2 protein-coding genes and 4 pseudogenes are annotated in these 5,471 nt (G+C 68.2%); 3 read left to right on the top strand and 3 right to left on the bottom strand.

The window, feature by feature from the left end:
• Positions 1-213 precede the first annotated feature (213 nt).
• Positions 214-919, top strand: a pseudogene (locus AB0H32_RS46495) (DDE-type integrase/transposase/recombinase); the annotation flags it as partial.
• Here AB0H32_RS46495 and AB0H32_RS46490 read toward each other — a convergent pair.
• A pseudogene (locus tag AB0H32_RS46490) lies at positions 920-1,231 on the bottom strand (transposase); the annotation flags it as partial.
• A 348-nt stretch (positions 1,232-1,579) separates the two neighbouring features.
• On the opposite strand from AB0H32_RS46490, the gene AB0H32_RS46485 reads away from it, so the two are divergent.
• Positions 1,580-2,770 carry an FAD-dependent oxidoreductase gene (locus AB0H32_RS46485; RefSeq protein ID WP_361135223.1) on the top strand — a complete coding sequence of 397 codons (1,191 nt, stop codon included), beginning with the start codon at positions 1,580-1,582 and terminating at the stop codon, positions 2,768-2,770.
• Positions 2,771-2,780: 10 nt separating this feature from the next.
• On the top strand, positions 2,781-3,719 hold the full coding sequence (locus AB0H32_RS46480; protein WP_361135220.1) for a sigma-70 family RNA polymerase sigma factor: 939 nt from the start codon (positions 2,781-2,783) through the stop codon (positions 3,717-3,719).
• Between the two features lie 37 nt (positions 3,720-3,756).
• On the opposite strand, the pseudogene AB0H32_RS46475 reads toward AB0H32_RS46480, so the two are convergent.
• Positions 3,757-4,354, bottom strand: a pseudogene (locus AB0H32_RS46475) (transposase family protein); the annotation flags it as partial.
• 818 nt (positions 4,355-5,172) lie between these two features.
• Positions 5,173-5,471: pseudogene (locus AB0H32_RS46470) on the bottom strand (hypothetical protein); the annotation flags it as partial.

Genomic DNA, 5,471 nt, shown 5'->3' with positions numbered 1-5,471 from the left:
GGGGCGGGAACGGACGACGATCAACCTGAGAGCGGCGGCAGGTGACTCTCCGTCGCCGTGCTCCGGTGTGATGACGCTGGTGCGTCGCAGTGCCGGCGTACACATGAACGTCCCCAGCCTCGTACGGATGAAAAGGGACAGTTGCTGATGCGTTGAGACCTGCTGCTCGGCACTCTGCTGCTTGGTCGATACAGGCGGCGGAGGGGGCTGGCAGTGGTCTTGGATCCGCAGCGTTGGCTGGAGCTTCGGCGCTTTCGCGGCCTGCTGAAGTCCGGGGCGATGAGCTTGTCGGAGATCGCCCGGGAGACCGGGCTGGACCGCAAGACGGTACGCAAATACCTCTCGTCCCCAGGGCCGGCAACCCCTCCGCGGCGGTCGCCGAGCGGGCGGTCGCGGGCAAGGTGATCGACGAGTTCGGACCGCTGATCGACTCGATGCTACGGGCTGAGGTCCTGATGAAGGCCGCGGTCATTCACGAGCGGCTGGCCCAGGAGTACGGCTTCACCGGGAACCATCAGCGGGTCAAGCTCTATGTTCAGACGGCCCGGCCGAGGATCGCCGAGGAACTGGGGATCACGCCCGAGGAACTGGCGAGGATACACCGCCGGTTCGAGGTGATCCCAGGGGCCCAGGCCCAGGTGGACTGGGGGATGAGGGCAAGATTCTCGCCCACCTGGGCATCGCGAAGGTCTACTCCTTCCACATGACACTCTCGTAGTCCCGCGATCCGTTCTGCTGCTTCACCATCAGCCAGGACCTGCAGACGTTCTTCGACTGCCGCCGCCGGGCGTTCGCGCACTTCGGCGGGGCTCCGATGACGATCGTCTACGACCGGACCAAGACCGTCGTCTGCCGGCACGTCGCCCCTGGTGAGGCGGTCCCGCTGCATCCGGAAGCGGTCGGCTTCGCCGGCCACTACGGAGTGAAAGGCTGGATCGTGCAGACAGAGCCCGCACGCGGCCTTCCACCGCAGGTCGCAGCGCAGTTCCTGAACCGTTTCGATATCGGACAGGCCGTGCAAGGTCTGCAGGACGACCATGCAGGCCAGTACCCCCGGCGGGACCGAGGGCCGGCCATCCGACGACGGATACATGTCGGCGAACATCGCTTCCGGGAACAGGGCGTCCCGGTGCTCGGCCAGGAACGCGAACACGCTCCCTGCCGGGATCAACTCCCGGCAAGTGGCCCATACATCCGGCCCCACCGGCTCCCTCCGCGGCCGCCCCATCATGCTTACAACTCTGGCCCCGCACAGGCGAGTACGGGACCAGAACACAACATCTTCATCGGCCTTCTAGCCCACACCACACATAATGCGCGCACGAAACCGCAGGTCAGGAACCCTTGCCGACTGGCTCCAGGATCGCCACGCACTCCACATGATGCGTCATAGGGAACGTGTACAAGGCCGATCTGTAGTTGGCCATCACTCCGTTTCGACTGCCCAAGACAGGCCCAAGCGCCTGTCGGAGGCTCAGCCGCTCGTCTCAGTTCGGTGACCCGCATCACACCCGACTCCTGTCAGCGATCGGGGCACCGTCCCGTTCAAGGGACACGCGAACGAGACAGGAGCAACGCCATGAAGCACCGCATCGTCGTACTCGGCGCCGGATACGCCGGAGCCTTCGCCGCCGGAAACCTGGCTCGCCGGCTCTCTCCGGCCGACACCGAGATCACCGTCGTCAACGCCGTACCCGACTTCGTTGAGCGGATGCGGCTCCACCAGCTCGCGATCGGCCAGAATCTCGCGTTCCGCAAGCTCGCCGACGTATTCGCGGGCACCGGGGTGCGGCTGCGCCTGGCGCGCGTCACCGGCGTCGACCCCGAGCGCAGGACCGTCGCCGTGACCGGCGAGGACGGCGACAGCGAGCTCGCGTACGACACGCTTCTCTACGCGCTCGGCAGCTCTGTAGCCCACCATGGCCTCCCCGGCGTGACCGAGTACGCCTTCGATGTGACCGGCCGGTCCTCAGCGCTGCGTCTGCGCAAGCGCCTGGCCGGCCTGGGCGAGGGCAGCACCGTGCTGGTCGTCGGTGAGGGGCTGACCGGCATCGAGACCGCCACCGAGTTCGCCGAGTCCCGGCCCGACCTCTCGGTCGCGCTCGCCGCCCGCGGCGAGCTGGGCACCTGGCTCTCCCCGAAGGCCCGCCGTCACCTGCGCCAAGCCTTCGACCGGCTCGGCATCACCGTCCACGAGCACACCGGCATCGAGGCCGTCGAGCCGACACAGGCGATCGCCGCCGACGGTACGTCCATCCCGGCCGACGTGACCGTGTGGTCGGCCGGGTTCGCCGTGCACCCCATCGCGGCTGCCAGCGGCCTGGAGGTCGCCGAGACCGGCCAGATCGTCGTCGACCGCACCATGCGCTCGGTCTCGCACCCGGATGTCTACGCCGCCGGTGACAGCGCCTACGCGATCGGCGAGAACGGGCGGCCACTGCCGATGTCCTGCGCCTCGGCCGGCTGCACCAACATGCAGGCGACCGCGGCGATCATCGCGCGCCTGACGGGCAGCAAGGTCCCGACCACCGGGCTGAAGTACCACGGCAACCACATCAGCCTCGGGCGGCGAGACGCGATCTTCCAGATGGTGGACGGGGACGCCCACTCGATGTCCTGGTATCTGGGCGGCCGGACCGCCGCGCTGCTCAAGTCGGGCGTGCTCAACGGGGCCGGGTGGAGCATCGCCCACCCGACCTTCGGCATGCCCAAGCGCAGGCACCGCCTGGCCACCGCGCCTGACCGGACCGGTGCGAGGGGCGCCGCATAAGCTCCTCCGCATGGACAGCGCAGCAATCGATCGGTTCGAGGCCAGCCGGGGCCGGCTGGCCTCGCTCGCGTACCGTCTGCTCGGCTCGGCCACCGACGCCGAGGACGCCGTGCAGGACACGTTCCTGCGCTGGCAGGCCGCGGACCGGGAACGCATCGAGGTGCCGGAGGCGTGGCTGACCAAGGTCGTCACCAATCTCTGCCTCGACCGGCTCCGCTCCGCGCAGTCGCGCCACGAGCGAGCGGCTGGTGCCTGGCTGCCCGAGCCGCTCCTTGAAGGCGACCCGATGCTTGGTCCGGCCGAAACCTTTGAGCAGCGCGAATCGGTGTCCTTGGCCGTACTGACCCTCTTGGAGCGCCTCTCGCCGGTCGAGCGGGCCGCCTACGTCCTGCGCGAGGCTTTCTCGTACCCCCACGCCGAGATCGCCGGGATCCTCGACATCACCGAGTCCGCGAGCCAGCAGCATGTCCATCGGGCCCGTATCCGGATCACCGCCGAGCGCCGCAGCGACGACGAGGTGGACCCCGCGTCCGCGCGCCGGGTCGTCGAGGAGTTCCTCGCCGCCGCCACATCGGGGCGCACCGAAAGGCTGGTGGCGCTGCTCACCGACGACGCGACCTCGGTCTCGGACGGCTTCGGACTGGCCAGGCGCCTGCTGCGGTACAACACGCGCGAGCGCATCGCCTCCTACGTGCGGGCCGGCTTCAAGCCCACCTCGGCGAAGCGGCGGCTGGCCGGCGGCTCCCCCGCGTTCCACATCGCGCTGGTCAACGGCTCCCCGGCCGTCCTCGCCGTGACCGACGACCGGGTCGTGGGCGCCGTGGTGTTCGAAGTCAGCGACGGCAAGGTCGCGTCCCTACTAGGCATCGCCGCCGCGGACCGGCTCGCGCGCCTCAACGAGGGCTGGCGGCAGCACGAACCCGACGCGCCCGTCATCAACGCATGGTGACCAGAGCCACCGGAATCCAGTGACGCACAAGGGGGTGCCGGATGTTCGCGTGGGAGACGTTGACGGTCCGTCGGCCGGCCGACGGCTCGTTCCACCGCCCACGGTAGGAAATGCGGACCGTGCCTCCCTCGTTCTGGTAGCCCTTGTCGGCCCAGCAGCGGATGCCCGCGTGGGTCAGGGCGTCGATGATGCCGTGGGTGCGGGCGGCCTTGATGTCGTGAACTGCGCCGGGCAGGGCAGCTGAGGCCCACAGCAGCTGACCGAACGGATCGGCCAGGACCTGCACGTCCATACCATGCTTCTTGTGTTTGATGCCCGGGTAGTAGAGGCGGTCGGCGGCGATCCGCTCGATGGGCAGCAGGGTGCCATCCAAGATCACGAACGCCTTGGCCCTGCCCGTGCTGGTGGCCTGCCGGAGCGTGGGTGCGAGGGCGGCCGGGACGTCGATGGCCTCGGCGACGTACCGGTGCGCGGTGGCCACCCCGGACGTCAAAGGCAGCGGCCAGGCGGGTGTAGGTGTCGCCGCAGCTCAAGTGGGGCAGAGCCGACAGAGCCTGACGGCCCGTACACAGCCGCCGCCAGCACGTTCGCAGCTGGGTGCGGCGCGCTGCGAGGTGGAGGGACAGCAGACGCAGGGCCGATCAGGACAGGTCGATCGCAGAACGGTAGACAAACACGACGAAGCTCCTGGTCGGGCGACGGGTGATCTTGGTCGTGAACCCGTCTACCAGGAGCTTCACTGCTACGTGGAGCCACCAGCTTCGACTTGCACCGCTCTACGCCAGGTTGGAAAAGACTCACGGGCCTGTGCCTTGAGAAGGAACGTCGCCGTGAAACGCACCCCCAAACGACTACGGGCGGTGGCCTGCCACTTACCCGAATTCAGCTTGCGAAGGTACAGATGCGCTCCTCGTCCAGTGCTGCGGCCCCATTCACTCGCACCACCAGCTCACCGACGAGCGATCACCGGGAGAACACCTCCTCTCGACGCGTTCGATCCGGCCCGGTGATGAGCCCTCACCGGAGATGCCGCCGGTCCACGACGGATACCCGGAGTGGCGCCGGACCATCCAGCATCGACGGCGAGGGCTGCACAACGATCTGAAAGGAAACGAAGTCCACAAGCAGAAGAAGGGCACATGGGCTCGAGTCACCGATCACCTCGGGGACGACTTGCACACTCTCCGGATAGTCGAGCCGACGGCCGCTCTCTCATGCGCCGCATCCCTCGGACGGTCTCTCGACGACGGAATCGTGTATCTGGAGGGGCCGTCCCAGCACGGTCCCAGCATGGGCACTCCATCCCAGCACCATGCAGTTCAGGCCACCTGGTCACCTCTACGCCGCTTGCGTGCATGTGGCCGGGGTTGCCTCCTTCAGGTGCCGCTTACCACTTCCGCCTGCGCGACATCACCATGAATCCAGCGGCGCCGAAGCCGCGCGCTCGACGATCTCAAGGGCGAGGCGGAGGCTGCTCCCGGACCCGGCCGGTCAGACTGCCGACTCTCGCTCGCCCGAGCGCCTCACGGCCGATCAGCAGGGGCTGCGTTGACTTCATGCCTCTCAGGCAGGCACCCAGTGCGACCGTGAGAGCTGCAGCGCCATAGGCCCACGCCTGCAGAGGGAACCCGGGCAACAGTCGCCCGGCGAGGTAGAGGACTGTGCCGGCCGCTATGACGGCGAGCCACTCCCAGCGGCCGTCCAAGGCTGCGAGGGCGATGACGAGCAGGGAGTACCAGGGGTAGTTGGGTG

The sequence above is a fragment of the Streptomyces sp. NPDC020362 genome (assembly GCF_040642095.1).
Classification (GTDB): domain Bacteria; phylum Actinomycetota; class Actinomycetes; order Streptomycetales; family Streptomycetaceae; genus Streptomyces.
This window is presented reverse-complemented; position numbering and strand designations above follow the sequence as displayed.

What these genes read in the sequence shown, in the direction of transcription:
- AB0H32_RS46480 (WP_361135220.1), top strand. Translation starts at nt 2,781, where the DNA reads ATGGACAGCGCAGCAATCGATCGGTTCGAGGCCAGCCGGGGCCGGCTG.
- AB0H32_RS46485 (WP_361135223.1), top strand. Translation starts at nt 1,580, where the DNA reads ATGAAGCACCGCATCGTCGTACTCGGCGCCGGATACGCCGGAGCCTTC.